This is a genomic window from Halomonas sp. MCCC 1A11062 (assembly GCF_021404355.1).
Classification (GTDB): Bacteria; Pseudomonadota; Gammaproteobacteria; order Pseudomonadales; family Halomonadaceae; genus Halomonas; species Halomonas aerodenitrificans.
This window is the reverse complement of record NZ_JABFTW010000009.1, coordinates 165,879-190,095: the sequence shown is the minus strand read 5'-3', so window position 1 is coordinate 190,095 and position 24,217 is coordinate 165,879. Positions and strand designations below refer to the sequence as shown.

Annotated in this window: 27 protein-coding genes; 12 read left to right on the top strand and 15 right to left on the bottom strand. The window is 65.8% G+C overall.

Annotated elements, in window-relative coordinates; genetic code table 11:
• Nucleotides 1-73: 73 nt before the first annotated feature.
• From HOP58_RS12310 to HOP58_RS12295, 4 genes are all read right to left on the bottom strand, one after another.
• Nucleotides 74-1,333, bottom strand: a complete 1,260-nt coding sequence (locus tag HOP58_RS12310; protein ID WP_234260420.1) for an NAD(P)/FAD-dependent oxidoreductase — start codon at nt 1,331-1,333, stop codon at nt 74-76.
• A complete protein-coding gene (locus tag HOP58_RS12305; protein ID WP_234260419.1) occupies nt 1,330-1,890 on the bottom strand; it encodes an OsmC family protein in 561 nt (186 codons plus the stop codon). The genes HOP58_RS12310 and HOP58_RS12305 overlap by 4 nt, the downstream gene beginning before the upstream one ends.
• Before the next feature lie 103 nt (nt 1,891-1,993).
• On the bottom strand, nt 1,994-2,542 hold the full coding sequence (locus HOP58_RS12300) for a DUF4242 domain-containing protein (RefSeq protein ID WP_234260418.1): 549 nt from the start codon (nt 2,540-2,542) through the stop codon (nt 1,994-1,996).
• Entirely contained in the window at nt 2,539-4,854 is a 2,316-nt protein-coding gene (locus tag HOP58_RS12295) for a hypothetical protein (RefSeq protein ID WP_234260417.1), read from the bottom strand. The genes HOP58_RS12300 and HOP58_RS12295 overlap by 4 nt, the downstream gene beginning before the upstream one ends.
• A 108-nt stretch (nt 4,855-4,962) precedes the next feature.
• On the opposite strand from HOP58_RS12295, the gene cysK reads away from it, so the two are divergent.
• The 3 genes from cysK to HOP58_RS12280 are packed head-to-tail and all read left to right on the top strand — an operon-like array spanning nt 4,963 to nt 7,448.
• Nucleotides 4,963-6,453 (top strand): cysteine synthase A, encoded by a 1,491-nt coding sequence (gene cysK, locus HOP58_RS12290; RefSeq protein ID WP_234260416.1) that lies wholly within the window; start codon nt 4,963-4,965, stop codon nt 6,451-6,453.
• Nucleotides 6,454-6,467: 14 nt separating this feature from the next.
• Nucleotides 6,468-7,052, top strand: coding sequence for a peroxidase (locus HOP58_RS12285; protein WP_234260415.1), 585 nt, complete (start codon nt 6,468-6,470; stop codon nt 7,050-7,052).
• 51 nt (nt 7,053-7,103) lie between these two features.
• Entirely contained in the window at nt 7,104-7,448 is a 345-nt protein-coding gene (locus tag HOP58_RS12280; RefSeq protein WP_234260414.1) for a TfoX/Sxy family protein, read from the top strand.
• Nucleotides 7,449-7,465: 17 nt separating this feature from the next.
• Here the strand turns inward: HOP58_RS12280 and HOP58_RS12275 are convergent, their stop codons facing one another.
• Both HOP58_RS12275 and HOP58_RS12270 read right to left on the bottom strand, forming a co-directional pair.
• Nucleotides 7,466-7,873 (bottom strand): VOC family protein, encoded by a 408-nt coding sequence (locus HOP58_RS12275; RefSeq protein WP_234254629.1) that lies wholly within the window; start codon nt 7,871-7,873, stop codon nt 7,466-7,468.
• 70 nt (nt 7,874-7,943) lie between these two features.
• The gene (locus HOP58_RS12270; RefSeq protein WP_234254628.1) at nt 7,944-9,407 is read right to left on the bottom strand and encodes a sodium/glutamate symporter; all 1,464 of its coding nucleotides are present in this window, start codon (nt 9,405-9,407) and stop codon (nt 7,944-7,946) included.
• Nucleotides 9,408-9,577: 170 nt separating this feature from the next.
• On the opposite strand from HOP58_RS12270, the gene corA reads away from it, so the two are divergent.
• From corA to HOP58_RS12255, 3 genes are read left to right on the top strand one after another with little or no spacing between them, the layout of a single operon-like run.
• Complete coding sequence (gene corA, locus HOP58_RS12265; RefSeq protein ID WP_234254627.1) at nt 9,578-10,663, top strand: magnesium/cobalt transporter CorA; 1,086 nt, start codon at nt 9,578-9,580, stop codon at nt 10,661-10,663.
• Nucleotides 10,664-10,682: 19 nt separating this feature from the next.
• Nucleotides 10,683-11,456, top strand: a complete 774-nt coding sequence (locus HOP58_RS12260; protein WP_234260413.1) for an AraC family transcriptional regulator — start codon at nt 10,683-10,685, stop codon at nt 11,454-11,456.
• 41 nt (nt 11,457-11,497) lie between these two features.
• Nucleotides 11,498-12,394 (top strand): DMT family transporter, encoded by an 897-nt coding sequence (locus HOP58_RS12255; protein WP_234260412.1) that lies wholly within the window; start codon nt 11,498-11,500, stop codon nt 12,392-12,394.
• 57 nt (nt 12,395-12,451) lie between these two features.
• Here the strand turns inward: HOP58_RS12255 and HOP58_RS12250 are convergent, their stop codons facing one another.
• Together HOP58_RS12250 and HOP58_RS12245 are read right to left on the bottom strand one after the other, a co-directional pair.
• Nucleotides 12,452-13,897 (bottom strand): GntP family permease, encoded by a 1,446-nt coding sequence (locus HOP58_RS12250; protein WP_234260411.1) that lies wholly within the window; start codon nt 13,895-13,897, stop codon nt 12,452-12,454.
• Complete coding sequence (locus HOP58_RS12245) at nt 13,894-15,123, bottom strand: patatin-like phospholipase family protein (RefSeq protein WP_346657458.1); 1,230 nt, start codon at nt 15,121-15,123, stop codon at nt 13,894-13,896. The genes HOP58_RS12250 and HOP58_RS12245 overlap by 4 nt, the downstream gene beginning before the upstream one ends.
• A gap of 173 nt (nt 15,124-15,296) precedes the next feature.
• Between HOP58_RS12245 and HOP58_RS12240 the strand changes: the two genes are divergently transcribed.
• A complete protein-coding gene (locus tag HOP58_RS12240) occupies nt 15,297-15,482 on the top strand; it encodes a hypothetical protein (RefSeq protein WP_010628224.1) in 186 nt (61 codons plus the stop codon).
• Nucleotides 15,483-15,559: 77 nt separating this feature from the next.
• Here HOP58_RS12240 and HOP58_RS12235 read toward each other — a convergent pair whose 3' ends face one another.
• The 5 genes from HOP58_RS12235 to HOP58_RS12215 form a co-directional block, all read right to left on the bottom strand.
• Nucleotides 15,560-16,168 carry an NAD(P)H-dependent oxidoreductase gene (locus HOP58_RS12235; protein WP_234260410.1) on the bottom strand — a complete coding sequence of 203 codons (609 nt, stop codon included), beginning with the start codon at nt 16,166-16,168 and terminating at the stop codon, nt 15,560-15,562.
• Nucleotides 16,169-16,208: 40 nt separating this feature from the next.
• Nucleotides 16,209-17,150 (bottom strand): pirin family protein, encoded by a 942-nt coding sequence (locus HOP58_RS12230; protein ID WP_234260409.1) that lies wholly within the window; start codon nt 17,148-17,150, stop codon nt 16,209-16,211.
• Between the two features lie 99 nt (nt 17,151-17,249).
• On the bottom strand, nt 17,250-17,825 hold the full coding sequence (locus HOP58_RS12225; RefSeq protein WP_234260408.1) for an antibiotic biosynthesis monooxygenase: 576 nt from the start codon (nt 17,823-17,825) through the stop codon (nt 17,250-17,252).
• Nucleotides 17,826-17,901: 76 nt separating this feature from the next.
• On the bottom strand, nt 17,902-18,522 hold the full coding sequence (gene ycaC, locus HOP58_RS12220) for an isochorismate family cysteine hydrolase YcaC (RefSeq protein WP_234260407.1): 621 nt from the start codon (nt 18,520-18,522) through the stop codon (nt 17,902-17,904).
• A gap of 80 nt (nt 18,523-18,602) precedes the next feature.
• Nucleotides 18,603-19,472: a pirin family protein gene (locus HOP58_RS12215; RefSeq protein WP_010628229.1), complete on the bottom strand. Its 870-nt coding sequence runs from the start codon at nt 19,470-19,472 to the stop codon at nt 18,603-18,605.
• Between the two features lie 126 nt (nt 19,473-19,598).
• On the opposite strand from HOP58_RS12215, the gene HOP58_RS12210 reads away from it, so the two are divergent.
• Complete coding sequence (locus HOP58_RS12210) at nt 19,599-20,546, top strand: LysR substrate-binding domain-containing protein (protein ID WP_234260406.1); 948 nt, start codon at nt 19,599-19,601, stop codon at nt 20,544-20,546.
• A gap of 63 nt (nt 20,547-20,609) precedes the next feature.
• Here the strand turns inward: HOP58_RS12210 and HOP58_RS23045 are convergent, their stop codons facing one another.
• The gene (locus tag HOP58_RS23045; RefSeq protein ID WP_267963416.1) at nt 20,610-20,735 is read right to left on the bottom strand and encodes a hypothetical protein; all 126 of its coding nucleotides are present in this window, start codon (nt 20,733-20,735) and stop codon (nt 20,610-20,612) included.
• Nucleotides 20,732-21,940, bottom strand: a complete 1,209-nt coding sequence (locus tag HOP58_RS12205; RefSeq protein WP_010628231.1) for an MFS transporter — start codon at nt 21,938-21,940, stop codon at nt 20,732-20,734. Before HOP58_RS12205 ends, HOP58_RS23045 begins: the two co-directional genes overlap by 4 nt.
• Nucleotides 21,941-22,100: 160 nt before the next feature.
• On the opposite strand from HOP58_RS12205, the gene HOP58_RS12200 reads away from it, so the two are divergent.
• From HOP58_RS12200 to HOP58_RS12185, 4 genes are all read left to right on the top strand, one after another.
• Nucleotides 22,101-22,289 carry a hypothetical protein gene (locus HOP58_RS12200; protein WP_010628232.1) on the top strand — a complete coding sequence of 63 codons (189 nt, stop codon included), beginning with the start codon at nt 22,101-22,103 and terminating at the stop codon, nt 22,287-22,289.
• A gap of 123 nt (nt 22,290-22,412) precedes the next feature.
• A complete protein-coding gene (locus HOP58_RS12195; RefSeq protein WP_234260405.1) occupies nt 22,413-22,679 on the top strand; it encodes a hypothetical protein in 267 nt (88 codons plus the stop codon).
• Between the two features lie 79 nt (nt 22,680-22,758).
• Nucleotides 22,759-23,793: a histone deacetylase family protein gene (locus tag HOP58_RS12190; protein ID WP_234260404.1), complete on the top strand. Its 1,035-nt coding sequence runs from the start codon at nt 22,759-22,761 to the stop codon at nt 23,791-23,793.
• 66 nt (nt 23,794-23,859) lie between these two features.
• A complete protein-coding gene (locus HOP58_RS12185) occupies nt 23,860-24,216 on the top strand; it encodes a RidA family protein (RefSeq protein ID WP_086511986.1) in 357 nt (118 codons plus the stop codon).
• The last annotated feature ends 1 nt before the right edge of the window (nt 24,217 follow it).

Genomic DNA, 24,217 nt, shown 5'->3' with positions numbered 1-24,217 from the left:
AGCGAATGAAGACCCAGCCGCTCACACAGAGCGGCTGAGTCTTGGCGTTTTCAGGCCTAAACCAAGGGGAAGGTCAGGGCAATGCTGCCCTGGTGCGTTTTTTCGCCTTGGCCAACCAGGCGGCCAGGTGGGCGCTGAGTTCGGCGGCGTCGTCATCGGCGCCATGGATAGCGCCCGACTTGCGCCTTCGCATGAAGGGCAGGCCCATGGCGTAGAGGCCGGGGGCCACCACGCCGCCTTCGTGGCGCAGGCGTCCACGGGTATCGAACACCGGTACCTGGAGCCAGCGGAAGTCGGGACGAAAGCCGGTGGCCCAGAGCACCGTCTTGATCTCACCGGTAGCCAGGTCGAGGCCCAGGCAAGGCCGCGGTGGCACCCGGGTGGGCGCCGGGCGCTTCGGGGCGGGCAAAACGTCGTGCCAGCCATGGGCAATGGCCCAGGCGTCCAGGTTGTCGAGCAGCCGCGACAGCTTGAGATCCGCCGCGGTGCAGTGAACGGCCAGCGAGCCCGAGAACTGCAGCCGGGTGCCGACCAAGCCGGCCAGCCGCCCCACCAGGCGCACGCCACGCCCGCTCAGTGTATTGAGGTCCAAATCTTGAGGCGCGGCACTGCCCAGCAACTGCGGCGAGGGCTGACGCCGGGTGCGGGCGAGATCTTCCACCTCATCGAAGCGTTGGTTGAGCAAGCCGGCATGCTCCAGCCACCATTGAATGTCACGGTCGCGATAGCGTCGCGGCAGGCGCAGGTGCTGCCCCACGGCCAGCGTGACGGGTCGACCGCTGCGCTGAAGCTCGTCGGCCAGCTGTACGCCGGTGGCCGAGGCGCCTACCACCAGCACGCCGCCTTCTGGCAGCTGCCCCGGCTGACGATAGGCATGTGGCGTCAGGCTCACGATCCATGGCGGCAGGGCTGCCGCCATGGCAGGCACGACGGGAAGCTGGCAGGCACCAGTGGCGATTATCGCCGCGCGGCAGCGCCATTCGCCCCGGTTGGTGACGATCCGGTAGCCGCCCTCCACCTGGCGTAGAGCGAGCACTTCGGTCGCGGTATGCAGCGGGGCCGAAAGGCCCCGTGCATAGTCATCGAGAAAGGCGATCAGCTCCGGCATGCTCATGAAGCCTTCTGGCTCCGGCCCGGTGTAGGCCTGCCCGGGCAGGCGGCACTGCCAGTTGGGCGTGAGTAGGCGCAGCGACTCCCAGCGCTCGTGGCGCCAGGCATTGGCTACCTCGCCGCGTTCCAGAGTCACGTGATCGATGCCGCGCCGGGCCAGGTGATGGCTCATGGCGAGCCCGGCGTGCCCGGCGCCGATGACCACGGCGGTGACGCTTTTCATTTCAGCTCGACCTTCACGTAGGTGGGGTTGGTCAGCAGGTCGTACACGGCCGAACGCTTCTGCGATTGGGCAAGCAGCGCCTCGATATCCGCACGGCTGGCATCGGCGTCGATCTCGAACGTCACGCGGATGTCGTCGAAGCCGTTGCGCACCTCAGGGTCCATGCCGAGGATGCCCTGGATGTCCATGTCGCCCTCCACCATGGCCTTGACCGAGCGCAGCTGGATGCCACGATGCTGAGCCACTGCTGCGACACCGGCGGTGAGACAGGCGGCCAGCCCGACGAGTACGTATTCCACCGGAGTGGGGCCGTGGTCTTGGGCAGCGAACACTTCGGGGTGGTCCGCCTGGTAGGTGAAGCGTGAGCGATGCCGCTGTGTTTCGCCGAGACCGTGGAAATCCTCGACGGCGATCTGGCTATGAGTGCCGCGAATCCAGTCGCAGTGAGCGCGCCAGGTGAAGCGGGCGGCCTCCGGTGCCTGGGCCAGCGCTTCGCGGGCGCCCAGCAGAGCAGTGACGTTGACGCCGTTGTCGATCTGTTGAGTGGCAGTGTGCATGGAGCTCTCCTTCTTTATTTTCTCGTCAGGGATTGACCATCAGCGGTCAGCTGCGAGATTCGCTGGGGCACGTGAGACCCAGCGTGGGAGAGGGCGTGGTTTTTCAGAGCTGCGCCGTGGTATCGGCCGGTGCGATACGTTGAAAGGCCCAGATGCGGCTGACCGGCATGCCGGCCTGATGCTGGGCCAGGCGTACCGATTCGGCATCGGGCGCTTGGTAGAGGCAGTGCATGCGCTGCCGGTCGAGGGAGAAGTGGCTGCGCAGGAAACGCACGTGATGGTTGGACAGGCATGCGGCCCCGGCATTTTCCAGCGCCTGGATCGCCTCGAAGGTGACGGGGGCGGCGAAGTGGCGCTCGACCAGAACGTTGGCGGCCGCCAGGCCCGTGACTTTCAGGCCCGGCGCAGCATGTACGCTGCCGCCCCACAGTGAGCTGACGTCGGCACCTGCCTGGCGCAGGCCGATACGCGCCGATTCCACGTCGGGCGCCTGGAAATGACAGACCAGGCGTTGCCCATCTCGTGCCAGCAGGCTTTCCTGCCATTGGAGCCGATACAGATCGAAGCACGGCTGTCCTTCCAGAGTCAGGGCACGCACTACCTTCGGTCCGAGAGGGTGCGGGAGGCGGCGCTCCAGAAACACGTCGATCATGCTTCGTCCTCGGCAGCAGGTTGCTCCAGCAGCGTGTGACAGCGGCGCCTGACCCAGGCGGCAATGGGTTCCTGCAGCAGGGCTTCGGCGGTGCGGGCATGCTCGCGCCGATCATCCTCGTCACCCAGGCGACGGGCGCATTCGGCCAGCAGGGCGTGGGCCAGCAGCTGCTCGCTGAGACGTTCGAGCACACAGGCATGCTCCAGGGCCTCGCCAGCTCGCTGCCGGGCCGTTTCGGTTCGAGCGCGGGCGAGATCGAGCCGTGCCGCCTGCAGCAGCAGCGTGGCCAGGCGATGGCGGGCATCGGCGTGGCGCAGGGTGACGAGTGCGACGCCGAAAGGGGCGGAGTCATCCTCGAGAGCATACGTACACAGGGCCGCGGCGGCATCTGCGTATGGCGCCTCGCTGCCGTCGCGCAGCCGCTTGCCGAGTTCCTGCAGCTGGACGCAGCGCTCTTGGGCCTGCTGGTAATCGTCCCGCTCCAGGTCGATCAGCAGCAACGACTCCTGGGCCTGGAACTCGCCCAGTCGGTCGCCCATGGCCTTGCACAGGGTACGCGCCTCCCGAAAGTAGCCTGCCGCTTTGTCGAAGCGGTCCTCATGCAGGCTGAGCAGGCCTTGGGCCAGGGGAATGGCGGGATAACCGATGTGCTGCCGAGTGGCCAGTTCGCGTGCCTGCTCGAGCAGATCGGCCGCCTGGCCAAGGTCGCGCTCCAGCATGGCCAGACAGCGCGCGGTTTCCGCCATGGCGATGACCTGCTCGCGGTCGTCTCCGCAGCGGGTTGCGCGCTCCGCCTGGAGAGTCTGCTCATGGGCGTCGCTCCACTGGCCATGAGCCCAGCGGATATGGCTGGCCAGCTGATAGCCGAGCCGGGCGTGGGCGAGGGCGCCGTGTTCCAGCGCCTGCTCGGCAAGCGCCACCACCGCGCCGGCGCCGGCCTCCCAGTCTGCCAGGGGAGCGGCGCTGTAGAGGATGTCGTGCAGTTCGATGGCGAGGCAGACACGCCGGGTGCCGGTCATGCCATCGCTCAGTGCCAGGCCCTGCTGGGCAAAGCGCTGGGCTTCCTCGTTAGCGCAATTGCGCAGACAGAAGCGTCCGGCTTCGATCATGGCCCGGGTTGCCAGGTCGAGGTCGCCGCTGGCCTGGGCGTGATGTACCAGGCAATTGGCCTGTTGCATGTCGTTGAGGGGGCCAGCGGCCAGCCATTCGGCGATGCGTCGATGCATGGTCTGGCGGCGTACCGGGGAAATGGCATCGTACAGCTCGGCGGCCATGGCGCTGTGCGTGAAGCGCAGGCCTCGAGCATCGATGGAGAGCCACTGGTGGCGCTCGGCCACTTCCAGGGCGATACCGAGACGATTGGTATCGAGCCCCGAGACCTGGCTCAGGGTCGTGAAATCAGGGGTCGGCGCAAACAGTGCGGCCCAGCGCATCACTTCCAGGGTGTCGCCTGTCAGGTCCGGGTGGTTTCCCACCGCTAGCGGGGCGTGGGGAGTCGCGGTATCGACACTCTCGGACGTCGCAGTCGGCGAGGGCTTCGCCCGCCAGGCACGCAGCAACTGACCGTTGAGCGGCAGGCCCGCCTCGCGGATGAGCCGCACACCCAGTTGCAGCTGTTGTTCGGCCTCGCGCGGACGGTGCAGTGCCAGCAGCAGACGCACCAACTGCGCACGCGCCGTTTCATTGAAGGGAGCCAAGCGTACCCAGGCATGAGCATGAGGCAGGGCGTGCTGCGGAGAGTTGGCGAGACGCTCGACCAGGGTCGTCAGCAGGGTCGTCTGGGCGCGTATGGCAGCTTCGCGTTCGGCCAGGCACCAGCCGTGGAAGTCGTGAAAACGGTCCAGCTCCAGCCCTTCCAGAAAGGGGCCACGGTAGCGAGTGGCAGTATGCTCGAGCGCTTCGATATCGGCCTCTGCCAAGCCACCGTTGCATAGTGCATGCAGGCCGGCTACATCGATGTCGATGTCGGAGGTATCCAGGCACACGCCAAGCCGGTCGGCTCGCAGTCGTAGTCGACCCGGCGTGTCCACCAGACGGCGTAACTTCGACAGGCTCCATCGCAGCGAACCACGAGGATCGTCGGGAAGCTCCCACAGCAGGTCGCACAGGTGCTCACGGCTAAGGGGGCGGGGATGACGGGCCAGGTAGGCGAGCAGGGCACGGGTCTTGCGCGAGGGCGGCAGCGACAATACCTGCCCGTCCCGAATGACTTCGAGATCGCCAAGCAGGTTGAGGGTCAGCGCGTTCATGTCCGGACCCGGTGATGTCACGCTAGCAGTATAGTCGCCGATCGCGCTGGGCTGGCCTGTCATTTACAGGTTCGTCTTCAAGCACGTCGCCAGAAAAACCACGCTGGCTCACACGCCGGCTTCCTCGGCATGGGGCGAAGCTGTCGGCATGCCCACCCGAGGAGACTCACCATGACCCGCTACGCCAGCATTCTGGAAACCATCGGCCGCACCCCGCTGGTGCGACTCGCCCGGCTTGCGCCGCCGACGGTGAACGTGCACGTGAAGGTGGAGGCCTTCAATCCCATGGGCTCGGTCAAGGACCGCATGGCGCTGGCGGTGATCGAAGCGGCCGAGCGCAGCGGCGACCTGCGCCCGGGCCAGACGGTGATCGAGGCCACCAGCGGCAACACCGGCATCGGCCTGGCCATGGTCTGCGCCCGCAAGGGCTACCCGCTGGTGGTGACCATGGCGGAAAGCTTCAGCCTTGAGCGGCGCCGGCTGCTGCGTTTCCTCGGTGCCCGCGTGGTGCTCACGCCGGCAGCCGAGAAGGGCAGCGGCATGCTGGCCAAGGCAATCGAACTGGCAGAGAAGCACGGCTACTTCCTGTGCCGCCAGTTCGAGAACGAAGCCAACGCCGAGGTGCACAGCCGCACCACGGCAAGGGAGATTCTCGACGACATGCAGGGCGAGCCGATTCATGCCTGGGTCAGCGGCTTCGGCACCGGCGGCACGCTCAAGGGGGTGTCTCGGGTGCTCAAGGCAGCCGATCCGCGTATTCGCGTCGTCGTTGCCGAGCCCGACAACGCCCCGCTGCTGGGCAGCGGCGAGGCGCAGCCGGCTGGCGCCAGCCATCCTCGCTTCCGTCCTCACCTGATGCAGGGCTGGAGCCCCGATTTCATTTCGCCGCTGACCCAGCAGGCGGTGGCCGCCGGCATGGTGGACGAGGTCGTGCCGGTGGCCGGGGAGGAAGCGCTGAGGCTGGCCCGTGAGCTGGCCCGCAAGGAGGGCATCTTCGTCGGCATTTCCGCCGGCGCGACTCTGGCCGCGGCCCTTGAGGTGGCTCGGCGAGCGCCGGCCGGCAGCCATATCGTCTGCATGCTGCCCGACACCGGTGAGCGCTACCAGTCCACTCAGCTGTTCGAGGGCATCGAGGACGAGATGAACGAGGAGGAGCTGGCGCTGTCGCGCTCCACGCCCGGCTGTCGCTTCGATTTGCCCGCGCCACGTCCGGCCGCTGTTGCCGCACCCCGGGCCGTACAGCCGGTGGATACGGCGCGCGATGTCGAGGCCGAGCGATGCCTGGATGAGTGTCTGGCCCAGGCGCCGGTAGTGATGTTCTCTCTTGCCTGGTGCGAGTTCTGCTGGGCGGCGCGCAAGCTGTTGGCCAGGCTTGGGGTCGATTACCTGAGCGTGGACCTCGATTCGCCTGCCTATCAGGTCGGCGACATGGGGGTGCGCCTGCGCCCGGTGCTGGCGCGGCGTTGCGGAGGGCCGACCATCCCGCAGATCTTCATCGACGGTCAATCCATCGGTGGCTGCAGCGAACTGTTCGAGGCATGGCACGACGGCAGCCTGGGCCGTCACCTCGCCGCGTGCGGTGTCGCATATAACGCCGAGGCCATCATCGACACCCAACTGCTGCTGCCGGCCTGGCTGCATCCACGTTCCGTCACGGCCTGAGAGGAGACACGCACATGAGCTATATCGAGACGATTGCCCCCGAGCAGGCCGAAGGCGAGGTGCAGGCCATGTATCAGCGCCAGCGGGCACACTTCGGCTACCTGCCCAACTATGCCCGGCTGTTCTGTCATCGCCCCGAAGTGATGAAGGCCTGGGCGACGCTTATCGCCACCATCCGCCGCCCCATGGAGTCGCGCCGCTACGAGTTGGTGACCGTTGCCGCCGCCCGGGCCCTGGGCAATTCCTACTGCTCGTTGGCCCATGCCAAGTTCCTGGCGGAGCTGGTGGGTATGGAGGCCACCCAGGCCATGCTACTCGGTGAGGAAGGCTCGCCCGACCCGGTCGAGCGCGACATCATGGCCTTTGCCGCCAAGGTGGCCTGTCGCGCTCAGGAGGTCGGCGCCGAGGATATCGAAACACTGCGCGTCCATGGGCTTGCCGACGACGAAATATTCGACATCGTCGCCGTGGTCGCCGGGCGCGCTTTCTTCACGCGCATTCTCGACGGTCTGGGGGCCGAGCCGGATACCGCCTACCGCGAGCTGCCATCCAAGCTGGCCACGGCGCTCTGCGTGGGCAGGCCGATTGCTTTGAGCTGAGCTGGTCGTAAGCCAGAATGACGGAGAACCCATAGGCATGGAGGAGATGCCGTGAGCGAATATACGGATTCGCTGCGCGACGTGTTCGAGCTGTTCGGTCCCATCACCGCGCGGCGCATGTTCGGCGGGCACGGCATCTATCACGATGGCCTGATGTTCGCACTGGTGGCCGACGAGACGCTCTATCTCAAGGTCGATGCGCACAACCTTGACGACTTCGAGCGCGAGGGGCTCGAGCCGTTCGAGTACGACAAGGGTGGCAGGGTGGTGCAGATGTCCTATTACCAGGCGCCGGAGGAGTTGTTCGAGGACCGCGAGCTGGCCGCAGTCTGGGCACGCCGCTCCTTCGAGGCCTCCCTGCGCGCTCAGGCGGGTAAGCGCAAGACGAAACCCTGAGGCCCGGCTGTTGATGCTCAGATGGTGGGCGGCCCCTTGAGCTCGACGGTGTTGCCTTCAGGGTCTTCGAGGTAGAGCGAGGGGCCGGTGCCCTCAGCGCCATAACGCTGCTGAAGTTCGCCAGCCTCGATGCCGTGCGTGGTCAGGTGTCGGCGAATCGTCACCTCGTCGAAGGGCTCCAGGCGCAGGCAGAAGTGATCGAGATTGCGCCCCTCGCGGCCCGGGGCGACGCCACCACGCTGCCCAAGCGGGCCTGCCACGGGTACCAGGTCGATCAGGCTGCGTCCGGCGCGCAGTTGAATCAGGCCGATCTCTTCCTGACGCTTCTCCACCGTGCAGCCCAACACGTCGCAGTAGAAGGCGAGCATGGCGTCGGTGTCGCGGATGCGCAGCACCAGATGATCGATCCCTTGGATTGGCAGCATGCTTTTCCGCTTCTCATGAGGAGTCCATCGACACTATGGCTCAGGTGACTGACACGCTCCAGGTCTTCATTCATCCCCATCGTCCCCGCCCGCGCTCCGGTACCATGCGGCCGAAGTAGAGTAGGCCGAAGATCAGCCAGGCCACGGTGAGTATCAGCGTGAAGCCAAGCACGGTGGGCGCGCCGAACTGGGCAATGAGCGGCAGCGACGCCGCCGTGAACAGCCCGCCGCCGACCACCGGTTCGAACATCAGCTGCTTGTAGCCGAAGCTTTCGAACGCGCCGGAGCGGTTCTTGGGGTCGGCCATGCGCATCAGCAGCAGGCCGGTGACGGTCACGCCCATGGACTGGCCGAAGTCGCCGATGCCGCGCTCGAACCAGTTCTCGGGGATTACCCGCGGGGCGATCACGATCAGTACGAACAGCGACCAGCCGATGCCCGCCAGTGCCAGCAGCAGGAACGGGATGAAGTGCTCGCCCAGGGCGGTGAGCGACAGTGTGGCCAGTGCCGCGACGATGGTGAAGTCGAGGGCGGTGCCGGCGATGCGTGCCATGGTGCGGCTGGATACGTGGGGCTCGAGGCCGAAACGCGTAACGCACAGCTGCACGATCACGCCACCGATCATGGCGATGGGGAACAGCGGCACGTGGGCGAGAATCTCCAGGCCGTCGTTACGCGCCCAGGTCTGCTGTTCGATCCATTGCAGGGCGGAAAGGATCAGCCAGCCGATGGCGATGGCGATGCCGACCAGGCCGATATGCAGGCTCAGCGGATCGGCGGTTTCCTCTTCCTGGGCCAGGTCCTTCTTGAACTCGCTGTACTCCTCGGTGGGCGGCAGCTCGTTTTCCTCGCCCTGGGACATGGATTGGGCTTCGTCCAGCGCCTCCGAGGTCTTGCGCGTCTTCTCCAGGCTGATGACCCCGCGCCGGGCCGCGATGTTGATCATCAGCGTACCGATCAGCACGCCCGAGACGATGCCCACGGTGGCCAACCCCAATGCCAGGTCGGCGCCCTCCTCGAAGCCGAGCTCGGCGAAGGTGTCAGCCATGCCGGCAGCGGTGCCGTGGCCGCCTTCGAAGCCGATCTCGATCAGGGCGCCGGCCATGGGGTTCATGCCGAACACGGGCGCGAGAATGAGAATGGCCAGGGTCAGGCCGACCACGTACTGGCCCCAGGCCATGGTTTGGCCCACTACCACCTGCGGCCCGGCGCGCATCCAGATGGTGCGCAGCCCGGGGATCGGTCGGCCGATGAAGAGCGCGGCAAACACCACGTTGATCAGCAGGCCGGGCAGGGCGGCCCAGCTTTCGAAGACGTATTCGGGAAACAGGCCGGCGGCTTCCTCGAAGGGCGCCGTTACCGCGCGGCCCGCCACCTCCGGGCCGAGCAGCAGCAGGATCGCACCGCCGATCACCGAGCTAGGCAGAAACAGACGCCGTAGCCAGGGCGAAACGTTGCGAATGGCATTGCTGGCCAGCAGCACCAGCGAGATGAGCACCAGGGCAATGAAAAGCTCGCCCACCGTCATGGTCATGTCGTTCTCCTTCCTTGGGCTGGCTTCCTTTTACCTCACGCCACGTTACAGATTAGCTGAATTTCGTTGCTTCGCTGAACCGGCGGACGTGCCCATACCGTCCAGGATTCGTGGCGACGTCAAAGCGTGTCAATATGGGTAGGGCCGAATCGCCTAGGATCGATACCCACATGACCCGACTGTTCAAGAAGCACTACCACCCGGCCGGCACCGCCCCGGGCACGCTGCGCGAGCTGACCCTGGAGCAGGCGGCGCTGCTGGCGCCGGCCACCTATACGCTGGCCCGTCGTGAAGCGGGGCGCTGGGGCGAGCCCCTTGAGGTCTCGCCTGAGGCCACCCCCGGCGTCGATGCGCAAGAGCCGCTGTGCTGGTTGCACGTGCAGGGTGTGCCGACGGCAGAAGAACTGGAGCTGTTGGGCGACCGGGTGGGGCTGCATCCGCTGGCGCAGGAAGACATTCTCAACGGCGGGCAGCGGCCCAAGGTGGAGCGCTTTGATGAGTCGCTGGTAGTGTTTCTCGGCATTCCGGAACTGGACGATGAAGGCGACCTGCATCTCTACCAGTTGGCGCTGTTCATGGGTGGCAACGTCATCATCAGCTTCATGGGCGGGGCGCTGGATCCTTTCGTCGTCTTTCGGCGGCGGCTCAAGGAGCGTGGCGGCCGGGCGCTGGGCGAGGCGGATGACTTGCTCTATGGCCTGCTCGACGCCGCCGTCGACCACGCCTTTCCGGTGCTCGACAGCGTGGGCGAGCGCATCGAGGAGCTCGAGGTGGAGATTCTCGACCGCCCCGACAGCTCGACCCTGGAGCACCTGCATGGGCTGAAGCGCGAACTGATCATGCTGCGCCGCTATCTATGGCCCACCCGCGAAGTGATCAACCAGCTGCTGCGCGATCACGACGATCTCTTCACCCCCGATACGCGGCTCTGGATGCGTGACATCTATGACCATACCGTGCAGGTCATCGACCTGGTGGAGAGCTATCGCGACATGACGGCCAGCCTGCTCGACGTCTATCTCTCCAGCATGAGCAATCGGCTCAACGAGAGCATGCGTACCCTGACCATCATCGCCACCGTGTTCATGCCGCTGACCTTCATCGTCGGCGTGTACGGCATGAACTTCGAGAATCCCGACAGCCCCTTCGCCATGCCCGAGCTGGGCTGGTACTGGGGCTATCCTATGGTGTGGGGTGTGATGATTGCCGTCGGAATAGGAATGGTGGTGTGGTTCAAGCGCAAGCGCTGGTTCTAGGTGCCGGGATGGATATGTCATGGACAGCCCCCTCGTCGAAACTCGTAGCTATCCCGATCGTGAACTGAGCGACCGTCACGGCTTTCACCAGCTGCTGCTGGGGCTCGACGGTGCCCTGGAGCTCGAAGCGGCGGGGCGGCTCATTCACGTGACCCGCGGCGTGCTGGCTCCGGTGGCCAGCGGTGACCTGCATCATTATCTGGCGCCGGGAGACAACCGTGTGCTGGTGCTCGACCTGCCCGAGGCTTGGTGCGAGGCGCTGGTCCTGGATGGCCTGTTCGAGGGCCCGGCCCGGCGCCTGCCTGAGGCACTGATGGCACGGGGCGAGTGCCTGCGTAAAGCGAAGATGGGGGAGTCCGGCCAGGCCCTGGCCCTCTGGCTCGAGCTGGCGCTTGAAGCCGGCGGCCGTAGGCTGGTACCGCCGCGGCTCAAGCTGCTCGATCTGTTACCCGCCATGCGCGCCGACCTGGCACACACCTGGCGTGTGGCCGAGATGGCCCGCCGCTGCCACCTGGCCGAGGCCGTCTTCGCCCGCCAGTTTCGTGCGCTGACCGGCCTCTCGCCCCACGAATGGCTGGTACGACAGCGCCTGTCGCGTGCCTGTGAGCTGCTCCAGGTCGGTGGTGCCTCGCTCACCGAGGTGGCTCTGGCCTGTGGCTTTGCCGACAGCGCACACTTCTCGCGCAGCTTCCGCCGCCAGCACGATGTCTCGCCGAGTGAGTGGCGGCGCCTAGTGGCTTCGGGCGGCACCTCGAAAAGAGGTCAGGATTCGACAAGCCGCGTCTCGATCTGAAGCCCATGCTGTGGCCTCGACAACACTGACGAGGTCTCATCATGTCCGCTTTGACCCGACGACAGGCTACGGCCATCGGGGCCACCACCATTCTCAACTGGGCGTTGCTCGCCACCCTGACTCAGCTCTCGGGGCCGGTACCGCCGTTCCTGCTCACCGGGTTGGCCTTCGGCATCGCCTTTCTCTGTTTTCTCGCCTGGAGCCTGTGGCGACGTGAGTCGTTCACGGCACCGCTGCGTCAGGCGCCTTCGGTGTGGGTGCTAGGCGTGGGTGGGCTGTTCGGCTATCACGCGCTCTACTTCGTCGCCCAGCAGAATGCGCCGCCGGCCAATGCGGGGCTGATCAGCTATCTGTGGCCGCTGCTGATCGTGCTGCTCGTCGGCCTGCTGCCGGGAGAGCGCCTGCTGCCCAGGCACGTGGTGGGTGGGCTGATGGGCTTTGCCGGGGCGGCGCTGTTGATCGGCGGCGATCTGGGCGCCGGCGGCAGCGCGCTGGGCTATGGGGCGGCCTTCGCCTGTGCCCTGGTGTGGAGCGGCTATTCGGTGCTGTCGCGAGCCAAGAAGGCGGTGCCGACCAGCGCTGTGGGTGGTTTCTGCCTGGTCACGGCGCTGCTGGCCTTCGCCTGTCACGGCCTGTTCGAGGTAGCGCGCTGGCCCCAGGGCATCGAGTGGCTGGGTGTGGTCGGGCTAGGCCTGGGGCCGGTGGGCAGTGCCTTCTTCACCTGGGACATTGGCGTCAAACACGGCGACCTGCATCTGCTTGGGCTATTGGCCTACGCCACGCCGCTGCTCTCCACGCTGGTGCTGATCGTGGCCGGTTACGCCGAGGCCACGCCGCTGCTGGCACTGGCGGCAGGCGTGATCACCCTGGGCATGCTGGTGGGTAGCGGCGCGCTGGTACGTCGCAAGAGGCGGGAAACCCCCGTGCGCTCCGCCTGAGATGGGCGCACGGGGGCTGGAAAGGACCGTTCAGAACGGGCCGTTAAAACGAGTCGCTCAAAAAGAGCCAACCAACGAGCCCACCAGGATCAGCAGTATCAGCGAGATGATCGGCCCCACCACGGCCACCGCTGCGATGTCCAGATAGGCCTGGCGGTGCGTCAGGCCGCAGATCGAGAGCAGTGTGATCACCGCGCCGTTGTGCGGCAGGGCATCGAGCCCGCCGGTGGCCACGGCGGTGACCCGGTGCAGCAGATCGGGCGAGATGCCGGCCGCCTGGCCCATGGCCAGGTAGGTGTCGCCGAGAGTGGAGAGCGCGATGCTCATGCCACCGGAGGCGGAGCCGGTCATGCCGGCCAGCAGATTCACCGCAATGGCCAGCGAAATGAGCGGGTTGTCGCCGCCGGCGGTTGTCACCCAGGCGCTGATGGCATCGAAGGCCGCCAGCGAGGCGATCACCGAGCCGAAGCCGACCAGGCTCGCGGTGTTGAAGATCGGCAGCAGCGAGGCATTGGCGCCGCTGTCCAGCGAGGCGGTAAGTTGCTGTAGGCGCGACCAATTGAGCGCGATCAGTACCAGAATTGAGAACACCAGCGCGGCGATGACCGACCACACGCCACGTACCGATTCGATGCTGGTGGCGCCGTAGACCGGATCCGCCAGGTAGCCGGTGTCCATGGCCGGGATGACCACGGTGGTGAACAGCAGGTTCAGCGCTATCACCAGCACGATGGGCAGCAGTGCCAGAGGCAGGCTGGGCAGCCCGCTGCGAGGCTGAGGCTGGACCTCGGCCAGGTCGAAGCCTTCGCCGGCCGCACGCTCGCGCAGGTGATCGTGCGGGGTGGGCTCGCTGTCATGCTCGCCGTAGCCTTCGCCCGCTGCTCGTGCCTGCCCGGCGCGGTAGGTGAGCCAGGCCTGGCCCAGGCCCAGCATGATCAATCCGGTCATGATGCCGAGCCCCGGGGCGGCGAAGGGCGAGGTGCCGAAGAAGGGCATCGGGATGGCATTCTGGATCGCCGGTGTGCCGGGCAGCGCCGTCATGGTGAAGGTGAAGGCACCCAGGGCGATGGTGCCGGGGATCAGTCGCTTGGGCAGGTCGGCCTTGCGAAACAGTGCTGCGGCGATGGGGAATACGGCGAAAGCCACCACGAACAGCGACACGCCGCCGTAGGTCATCACCGCACAGGAAATCACCACGGCGAGAATGGCACGGCTCTCGCCCAGACGCTCGACGATGGCACCGGCCAGCACCTCAGCGCTGCCGGAGTCTTCCATCAACTTGCCGAAGATGGCCCCCAGCAGGAACAGCGGGAAGAAGCTGACGATGAAGTTGCCTGCCGAGCCCATGAACACCTGGGTATAGCTGGCCAACAGCGGCGTATCCACCGACACCAGCGCCACCAGGGCGGCCAGCGCCGGGGCCAGAATCAGCAGGCTCAGGCCGCGATAGGCCAGGTACATCAGCAGGGCCAGCGCAACGATGATGGCAAGGATGCCGCTCATGACTCGTCTCCTTTGCCAGTCTTCGTGCTGGAGTTATTGCGGCTGGGCGCCTTGCCGGTGGATGCCTTGCTGGTGGTGGCCTTGCCGGTGGGCTGTTTGTCGGCAGGCATCCTGGCGCTGGGCTCTTCGGCGCTGGGCTTGGCCTGTTCGGCCTCGGCGACGTCCTGGCTCGTGCCACTGGGGCGGGCGAGCGGCCGGAAGGTATCGCTGAACACGGCATTGAGATCGAAGGTGGAGCATTGCCCCAGCTTGTCGAAGTTCTCCTTCAGCCACAGATCGGCCCAGCCGCGCCCTTGGCGGTAAAGGCGGGAGACGAAGTCCCACTGGGCGTTGAGTTTGCTCGAAGCACTCAACTGCTCCACTTCCTTCTCGGCATGAATCAGGTGCAGGCGCATGGAGCGGTAGCGCTCCACCTCGAGCCCTTCGGCATCGATCAGCTGCTGCAGCAACTGAATACTGCGCAGCTCCTTGATCAGGCTGGTATTGAAGGTGATCTCGTTGATGCGGTTGATGATGTCCCGGGCGCTGTCGGGCAGGCGCTGCCTGACCAGCGGGTTTACCTGGATCACTACCAGGTCCTGGCAGTCCATGTCGTCCACCAGCGGGAACAGCGCCGGATTACCGCTGTAGCCGCCGTCCCAGTAGGCTTCGCCGTCGATTTCCACCGCCGGGAACATGAATGGCAGGCAAGCCGAGGCCATGACGGTGTCCACGGTGATCTCGGGCTGGCTGAAGACCTTGGCGCGCCCGGTACGAACGTTGGTGGCGGTGACGTACACCTTGGCCTTGCGGCAGGCATTCACCCGTTCGAAGTCGACCAGCTTGCACACCAGGTCGCGCAAGGGGTTGAACTTCATCGGGTTGAGCTTGGACGGGGCGATGAGCTGGGTGAGGCTCTCGAACATCAGGTAGCTGGGGGAGTTGTCCAGGCTGCTGTTGCCCATCAACTGGTCCCATGGTGTCGGCTGGATGGGCGAGAAGCGTGCCGCGTCGCTGACGCCGCTCCAGAAATCGTGCAGCGCCTGGCGCGCTCCCTCACGCCCGCCGCGGTGCAGCCCATCGGCCAGCACCACGGCATTCATCGCTCCTGCACTGGTACCGCTGACGCCGTCGATCTCCAGCCGCTCCTCCTCCAGCAGCCGGTCCAACACTCCCCAGGTCAGGGCGCCGTGTGAGCCGCCGCCCTGCAGGGCGAGGTCTATGTGCTTGCGTTCTTCCTTGGCCATAACAACTCCTGCGTCATTTATGTTGCATTGCAGTATAACGACTCCATTAGCGATTGGCATGCCGAGTGAAGTGAAATTTCGGCGGAATGTTGAACTAAAGTCTAATGATGTGGATAATGTGAAAAATACTTCCACAAACGATGCGGAGGCGGTTCCGAGAACCGTAATTCATCATGAATACACTACGTTTCCCCACCATCTGGGATTTGCCGCTGCCGAGCCGCCGTGACCGGGGCCTTGCCGAGAGCGAAACGGCCCCCGTCACCGAACGGTTCCTGACCATCTGGGACGTTCCGCTGCGCGCCACTAAAGCCAAGCGCAAGCGTGCTGCACGCAAGCTGCCCAAGTTTTATCTGTAAGGACAAGTGGCTGCCAAAAAGGCGTCCATGCCGACCGGCATGGGCGCCTTTTTCGTCTGTGGTTGAGTGCTTGCCTATCACTCCTCTCTGCTGGGGTCGGTCGCTTGCAGCTTGGCCAGTGTCGTCACCAGGCGCCGGCACAGGGCGTCGAGGCGCTGCCGCTGGCTCTCGTCCACCAGCTCGCCGGCTTCGTTGAAGGCCTGGCCGGCGCGGGGAATCGCCAGCGGATTGGGCAGCACGGTCACGCCGAGGTTGCCCAGCAGCTGGCGGAGCAGGGCGAGGCTGCGCATGCCGCCGAATGCCCCCGGCGAGGCGGAAACCACCGCCGCCACCCGCTCGGCGAACAGTGCCAGGCCGCTGTTCTCACCGTCCGAGCGAGACATCCAGTCGAGCGTGTTCTTCATCAGTGGCGTGATGAAGCCGTTGTACTCCGGTGAGGCGAGCAGCAGCCCCTGATGTTCGGCGAGCAGGGCCTGGAGGCTGCGGGCATTGGCGGGCAGGCCTTCGCGACTTTCCAGATCGCCGTCGTAGAGCGGCATCGGGTAGTCGCGCAGGTCGATGAAGGTGGCCAGGCCGCCGACGTGCTCGACTCGCTCAGCCGCCAGGCGGGCGAGGCGCTTGTTGAAGGAGTGTTCTCTGGCGCTGCCGGCGAAGACCAGTATGCGCGGTGGCGTATAGGTGGTCATGAGTGCCTCTCATCAGGTGGCGGGAGATCGGTTGCTGGTTTCAGGCCTGCCAGGGCAGCGGCGGCGGCTCCAGGCGCTTGCCGTCGAACTGGGGAATGCTGCCGAAGCGCTCGCTGCCGGCTTCCCAGTCGCGCTGGGCCTCGATGATCTCGGCCTTGCTGTGACCGACGAAGTTCCACCAGATCAGGATTTCCTCGCCCAGCGGCTCACCGCCCACCAGAATGGCTCGCCCACCTGCCGGCAGCTCGAGTGTGACCTGGCTGCGCCCACGGCCCAGATAAGCCAGCTCGTTGGCGGCAAAGCGCTCGCCTTCGATTTCGAGTTCGCCTTCCAGCGGCAGCAGGCCGTACTCGAAATCCTCGCGCAACGGCAGTACCAGAGAGCCGCCCGAAGCGGCCGCCAGATCCACACCCACCAGCGGCGAAAAGGCCAGCGTCGGCGCGCGGTGTCCGCCGAACTCCCCGGTCAGCAGGGTCATCTCGACGTCGCCTTCGCGCCACTGTGGCAGTGTCGGGTAGTGGTCGAAGCGCGGATCGGTGCGACGATGAGCTTCGGGCAGGGCGATCCAGAGCTGAGCGGCATGCAGGTGCGACTCGCCGGGCACCGACTCCTCGGTATGGCTGATGCCGCGACCCGCCGTCATCAGGTTGACCTGGCCGGGGCGAATCACCTGCTCGTTGCCCAGGTTGTCACGATGCAGTACTTCGCCCTCGATCATCCAGGTGAAGGTCTGCAGGCCGATGTGCGGGTGGGGGCCGACACGCAGGCCGCGTGAGTCGCCCTTGAACACCGCCGGGCCGGCATGATCGAGGAAGCACCAGGCGCCGATCAGGCGTCGATGACGCGAAGGCAGCACACGGTTGACGGGGATGCCGCCCACGTCGGCGGTACGCGGTGCGACATGCTGCACCTGGCGTTTGCCGTCGACGATTGGGCAATCGAGGGATGAGGAGAGGGCGGCTTCGTTGACGAGATTGCTCATTATCGTTTTCCCGGGAAGGATGAAGTGGGCAGGAGGGGCGGCGCTTGTTTCAGCATAGGCTTTGGCCGTTCGCCCTGCCTGAGAGAGGATGCTCATGACTCAACGGAACAGCCAGGGCGCCACCAGTTTCACCACTCGGGGCATGACGAGGTAGACCACCAGCGCGACGATGGTGGCGGCGACCAGGCCGTGACGAATGCCCCAGGTGCCGAGCAGCGGCAGCAGGCCGAAGAGCGGTTGCCACAGCAGCGGTACGATGATGGTCAGCGGCCAGATCACCGATGTGGTCACCAGCCACTGTTTCCAGCGCGTTGGCTGCCTGCTGGCGGGTGTGGGCGGGGTGAACCAGTAGTCGATGCCGCTCACGATCTCCACCCGCTCGGCCTGTTGCAGTTCTCTCTGAATGGTCGCCATGAGCTCACAGCGTTCGGCTGACTCCCGCCAGCGTCGGGCGTCGTCGTCGCTGGCGAAGCGCACGGCGATCTCGTAGTCGTGATGACCTTCGGGAGGGCGCAAAATGTGTACCCCCTGATGGCCGGGGAAACGCCCAGCGGCCTCGATGATCTGGCGCAGCCAGGTCTCGTAGCGATCCGCGGCACCGGGCCGCACGCGGTGGTGGATCTTAATGGTTGCCCCGTCGCAGTGGTCGACGGGGTGGAGTTCGTTGCTGGACATGACACCTCCTGGGCTGGCCGAAATGCGCGGTGAGTGAGGCTGGGCCCGGCAGGTGCCGGGCCCGCGCCCGCGCCCGTCAGCGCTTCTGGGCGGTGTAGCTCTGGATCAGGTTGGCGTAGGCGGGCAGGTGGCCGGCCAGCAGGCCGCCGAAGCCTTCGATGTCGTTGCGCCAATCGCGGTGCAGTTCGCAACCCACTCCGAACCAGGTCATCAGCTGGGCACCTGCCTGGGACATGCGATTCCAGGAGGCGTCCCGGGTGGTCTGGTTGAAGGTGCCGGAAGCGTCGGTGACGACGAATACCTCATAGCCCTCTTCCAGGGCCGAGAGTACCGGGAAGGCCACGCACACCTCGGTCACCACGCCAGCGATCAGCAGCTGCTTCTTGCCGGTGGCCTTGATCGCCGCGACGAACTCTTCGTTGTCCCAGGCGTTGATCTGCCCGGGGCGGGCGAAGTAGGGAGCGTCGGGGAACATCTCCTTCAGTTCCGGCACCATCGGCCCGTTGGGGCCGTCCTCGAAGCTGGTGGTGAGGATGGTGGGGATCTCGAAGAACTTGGCGATGTCGGCCAGGGCCAGCACGTTGTTCTTGAAATCGTCGGGGCTGAAATCGCGCACCAGCGAGAGCAGGCCGGACTGATGATCGACCATCAGCAGGGCCACATCGTCCTTGTCGAGTCGGTTGTAGGTAAAGGACATGGGTCTTTCCTCTTGGGTTGAGAGAGCTAAGAGAGTACGCCCGGCCAGGGAGCCGGGCGCGGTTGGGCGCGGCGGTGCCGCTAACCCTCCAGGCGACCGAACTTGCCGGCCTGGAAATCGGCGAAGGCCTGATGGATCTCGGCTTCGCTGTTCATCACGAAGGGGCCGTACCCCACCACCGATTCGCCCAAGGGGGCGCCGGCGAGCAGCAGTAGCTTGGCGTCGTTGTTGGCTTCGAGCCGTATCTCGTCGCCCTGGCGCTCGAAGCACACCAGACCAGCATCACGCACCACGGCGTCGCCGTTGACCTGTACCGTCCCTTCGAGCACCACCAGCAGGGTGGTGTGCCCCTCGGTAACTTGCAGGCTCGTTTCGCCGCCTGCCGCCAACCGCAGATCCCACACCTCGATCGGGGTGAAGGTATGGGCCGGCCCTTCATGGCCGCGGTACTTGCCGGCAATCACCCGCAGCTCGCCGGCGCGGCCAGGCAGCGCGACGCGTGGAATGTCGGCGTCGAGCAGCGTCTGGTAGGCCGCCGGGGCCGACTTGTGCTCGGCCGGCAGATTGACCCACAGCTGCACCATTTCCAGGGTGCCGCCCTGCGCGGTGAAGTCGCCGGAGTGAAACTCCTCGTGGACGATGCCGGCTCCGGCGGTCATCCACTGCACGTCACCCTCGCCGATACGACCGCCGCTGCCGGTGGAGTCGCGATGCTCCAGTTCGCCTTTGTAGACCAGGGTCACGGTCTCGAAGCCGCGGTGCGGGTGAGCGCCGACGCCGCGCGGCCGGCTTGCCGGCGGGAAGTCATGCGGGCCGGCGTGGTCGAGCAGCAGGAAGGGGCTCAGGTGATCGGCGCCGTGGCGGTCATAGCTGAACAGCGAACGCACGGGGAAGCCGTCGCCGACCCAGTGGCCGCGGGGGGCGCCATAGATGCCTTGGATCTTCTTCATGGTCTGGCTCCTGCATGGATTGGGCCTTTGCCCGATACAGGAAGCTTATGAGGAGAACGGAAGCGGCAGTAGAGGGTATAATTCACACTCTGCGTTCCATGAATAGGACAATAAGGGCGGAACGATATGCAGGACCTCAACGACCTCTATTTCTTCGTGCAGGTGGTGGACCATGGTGGGTTTGCCCCGGCCGGGCGCGCCCTCGGCATTCCCAAGTCGAAGCTGAGCCGGCGCATCGCGCAGCTCGAGGAGCGGCTCGGCGCCCGGCTGATTCAGCGCTCCACGCGCCATCTCTCGGTCACCGAGCTGGGCCAGGCTTACTACCGCCACTGCGCGGCGATGCTGGTGGAGGCGGAGGCTGCCGAGGAGCTGATTCAGCGCAACCTGGCATTACCGCGGGGCACGGTGCGGCTGAGCTGTCCGCCAAGCCTGCTGCATTATCTGATCACCCCGCTGCTGGTGCGCTTCATGGCTCAGTGCCCGGACGTGGAGGTACAGGTGGAGGCCACCAGCCGCCGGGTGGACGTCATCAGGGAAGGCTTCGACATGGCCATCCGGGTGCGTTTCCCGCCGCTCGAGGACAGCGACCTCTCGATGAAGGTGCTGTCGCGCAGCCCACAGCGACTGGTGGCCGCTCCCGCCCTGTTCGAAGCATGGCCGAGGCCGCAAGCGCCGGGCGACCTGGCCGGGTTGCCCAGCCTCGACTTCGATCAGGTGGGCAGACAGCACGACTGGGTACTGGATGGCCCCGAGGGAGCGACGGCGCAGATTCGTCATCACCCGCGGCTGGTCACCGACAACGCCGAGACGCTGCATCAGGCCGCGCTGGCAGGGCTGGGAGTGGTCAAGCTGGCCTTGCTTGTCGCCGGTAGCGACTTGAAGGCGGGACGTCTCGTCGATGTGATGCCCGGCTGGGAGCCGAGGGGTGGCGTGCTGCATGCCGTCTTCCCCTCGCGGCGGGGCGTGCTTCCTGCCGTGCGTGCGCTGCTCGACTTCCTGGCCGAGCACATCAACGAGATCGACTTCACCAGCGATACCGCCTGGGCGCTGTCTCAGGCAACGAGCGAAGCGTGAGTCACGCCGTAAGCTAGGCCGGGAACGGGGTGGGCCGGGCCGTGGAGAACGGCAGCGGCAGGCTCAGCACAGCCGTACGCCGAGCAGCAGCAACGCAGCATCGGCGGTTTGCCAGCCCCACCAGACCAGTGCCAGGGCACCGGCCAGGACGATCAGAGCGGCAAGTTTCACCAATGGGTAGCGCTTCATGCCTGAGCCTCGCGAGGAGCGTTGCGCTCGATGGGTGCCTCGCTGATGAACCAGTGCAGCAGAGCAGCGATCACCGAGAGCAGAATGGCAAGCTTCCATACCACATCATAGTCGCCGTGCAGGTCGTAGAGCATGCCGCCCAGCCACACGCCGGTGAACGAGCCGACCTGGTGAAACAGGAAGACGATGCCACCCAGCATGGAGAGGTGACGCACGCCGAACACCGAGGCCACGATGCCGTTGGTCAGCGGTACGGTGGAGAGCCACAGCAGGCCGATGGCGATGCCGAACAGGTAGGCGCTGGCGGGGCTCAGCGGCATGAAGACGAAGAGCGCAATCACCGCACCGCGGGTCAGGTAGAGCCAGCTGAGCAGGCGCGGCTTGGAGTAGATTCCGCCCAGCCAGCCGGCGGCGTAGGTACCGAAGATGTTGAACAGCCCCACCAGGGCTAGCACCGTGCTGCCGACGTGCAGCGCCAGGCCGTTGTCGAACAGATAGCCGGGCAGATGCACGCCGATGAACACCACCTGAAAGCCGCACACGAAGAAGCCCAGGCACAGCAGCCAGAAGCCGCGATGGCCGGCGGCTTCATCCAGCGCTCCGCGCAGTGAGAGGTCCGTGGCCAGGCGCGCGGAGGGGCGGTCCTTCAGCATGGCGCCGAGCGGCACCATCATCGCCGCCAGGGCGCCCATGGCCAGCAGCGCGGCCGACCAGCCCAGCCAACCGAGCAGGCCCAGAGTGCCGGGCAGCATGGCGAACTGACCGAACGAGCCCGCCGCGCTGACGATGCCCATGGCCATGCTGCGCTTCTCCGGAGCCACGGCACGGCCCACGGCGCCCAGGATCACCGAGAAAGTGGTGCCCGAGAGCCCCAGGCCGATCAGCAGCCCGGCGGAGAGCGACATGCCCAGCGCCGACTCGGAAATTCCCATGAACAGCAGACCCAGGGCGTAGAGCGCACCGCCGATGACCACCACCCGAGCGGCTCCGTAGCGATCTGCCAGCGCGCCGGTGAAGGGCTGAGCGAAGCCCCAGATCAGGTTCTGCAGCGCCAGGGCGAAGGCGAATACCTCACGCCCCCATCCCAGATCGCTGCTCATGGGCTCCAGAAACAGACCGAATCCATGGCGTAGCCCCATGGCCAGTGAGATGACCAGGCTGCCGAGTAGGATCAGCAGCAGCGAGTGGCGGCGGAGGGCGTCCATGGTTTGTCCCGTTTGCAGGCTAACGAGCATGCACTATCGCGCGTTATCGAAGGGCTGGCAATGTCGCCGTTCGGCGACTTGTTTGTAGCCGCTGCGCCACATGTGTAAAGGCGTTACGCTCCGCTATTATGAACACTGTTCGTCAACTTGGAGATACGCCATGTCACGGCGTCTGGCATTCCCCTTCGTGATCGTACTGGCCGCCATGCTGGTGGCCGGCTGCAGCTACCAACCGGCGCGTATCAGCCCGCAGCCATTGGTCGTCATCGACGATGGCCGTGGGCACCATGGTGGCCCGCCGGGAGGCCGTTTCTGCCCGCCTGGTCTGGCCAAGCAAGGGCGTTGTTGAGGCTGCTTTCAGTTTGGCCTTGCCCAGAGAGTCGCACCAAGAAGAGAGGCGCTAGCTGATGGAAAGCCGACGCCTCCTTGAGGGAATCGAAGGGCATCCAACTTTACCAATGAGGTAAAAGTCATGAAACTGCTCCCGCGTCTGCTCACCCTGGCCGTTCTGCCCCTGATGCTGGCGCTGGCCGGCTGTAGCTACTCACCGGCTCGTGTCACGCCAGAACCGCTGATCGTGGTGGATGGCTCCGACCGCTACTATCACGGAGAAAAGCACCGGCACCGCCACCGTGACCGCTATGTGGAGCGGCACTACTACTACCACGACGGTCGTCGCCACCGTGATCATCGCGGCGGCTTCTGCCCACCCGGGCTGCGCATGCAGGGACGCTGCTGAGGGAGCCGGGAGGTTTCACGATGCCGCCCGGCAGGGTAGGGTAGAAGAACTATCGACTCGCTTCGCTTGAGGAACCGAGATGAAGCTCTTCTACCACCCCGATCAGGAGCTGCACGCACCGGGCTCCTTCCTGCTGCGCGGCAAGATCACCGCGTCTCCTGAGGGCCCGGTGCGTGCCGAGCTGCTGGCCAGGGGTATCGAGGCCACCGGTCTGGCACTGCACGAGCCGGAGGACCTCGACAGCCCGCGGCTGCGCAGCCGTCTGGAGAAGATCCATACGCCGCGCTATTTGAGCTTCCTCGAAACCATTCATGCCCGCTGGCGTGAGCTGCCCGGTGCTTCCGAACTGGTGATGCCCAACATTCATCCCTGCGGCGGTGGGCATCACTATCCACGTCACCCGGTGGGGCAGGCGGGCTGGCATCTGCACGACATGGCGTGCCCCATCGGCGCCGACAGTTTCCGCGGCATACTGGCCAGCGCGGCCACGGCCCAGGCGGCTGCCGAGGCGCTGCTGGAAGGCCATGGCACTACCTACGCACTGTGTCGTCCTCCCGGCCACCACGCCGGCCCCGACCGGGCTGGTGGATTCTGCTTCCTCAACAACTCAGCACTGGCGGCCACGGTGCTGCGCGAGCACTTCTCGCGGGTGGCGATACTGGATGTCGACCTGCATCACGGCAACGGCACCCAGGACATCTTCTACTACCGGGGCGATGTCTGGACAGGCTCGCTGCACGTGGATCCGAGCGATTTCTACCCTTTCTTCTGGGGCGGCGCCAACGAGGAGGGCATGGGCGAAGGACTGGGTGCCAACGTCAACCTGCCGCTGCCGTTGGGCAGCGACGGGGCGGCCTTCCTCGAGGCGCTGGAAACCCTGATCGCCAGGCTGGAAGCCTTCCGCCCCGAAGCCGTGGTCGTGGCTCTGGGGCTCGATGCGCACCGCGACGATCCGCTGGCCGGCATGACGCTCGAGACGCATGATTTCACTGCCGTGGGGCGTCGCCTGAGCCGAATGAAACTGCCTGTCGTCTTGGTTCAGGAGGGCGGCTACCCGACCGAGCACCTGGGCAATAACCTTGCCGCCTTCATGGATGGCTTCATGGGTGGCTGACGTCACCCCGTAGGCATGCCATGATCGGCTGCTTCATTCCCATCACCTTTTGCAAGAGAGAACGACATGTCCGTGCAATACCATGAAAGCAACGCCCGCATGAGCCAGATCGCCGTGCACAACGGTACCGTCTATCTGGCCGGCCAGGTGCCGAGCGATGCCACTGCCGACATGCGCGGCCAGACCGAACAGGTATTGGCGCGCATCGACGAGCTGCTGGCTCAGGCCGGCAGCTCCAAGGAGCATCTCATCTCGGCCCAGGTGTGGGTCACCGACATGGCCGAGTTCGACCAGATGAACGCCGCCTGGGAAGCCTGGGTGGTGCCGGGGCGTCCGCCGGTTCGCGCCGCGCTGGAGGCCAAGCTGGCCAAGCCCGAGTGGAAAGTCGAGATCATGGTGATCGCGGCTCTGCCGGAGGCCTGAC